Below are 255 nucleotides of genomic sequence, written 5' to 3'. Positions count from 1 at the left end.
GCAACTACTTTGATCGTGCTGAATACATCAAGTGGAAATCCTTTCGTGAGACGGATGATGCCCGCTATATCGGTCTGGTGATGCCGCGTGTACTGGGCCGTCTGCCGTATGGTCCGGACACTGTACCAGTTCGTAGTTTCAACTATGTGGAAGAAGTTAAAGGTCCGGATCACAACAAATACCTGTGGACCAATGCATCCTTTGCTTTTGCGGCCAACATGGTGCGCAGTTTTATCAGTAATGGCTGGTGTGTAC

1 protein-coding gene is annotated in these 255 nt (G+C 49.0%); it reads left to right on the top strand.

The genetic code is table 11. From position 1 onward, the window contains the following. Window positions 1-255, top strand: a 255-nt coding sequence (locus tag NNO02_RS23705) for a type VI secretion system contractile sheath domain-containing protein (RefSeq protein ID WP_271455918.1), incomplete at both ends; no start/stop codon positions are given.

The sequence above is a fragment of the Citrobacter sp. Awk 2 genome, from assembly GCF_028069815.1.
Taxonomy (GTDB): Bacteria; Pseudomonadota; Gammaproteobacteria; order Enterobacterales; family Enterobacteriaceae; genus Citrobacter.
Note: the sequence above shows the minus strand (reverse complement) of the source record. Positions and strands in the feature narration are given on the sequence as shown.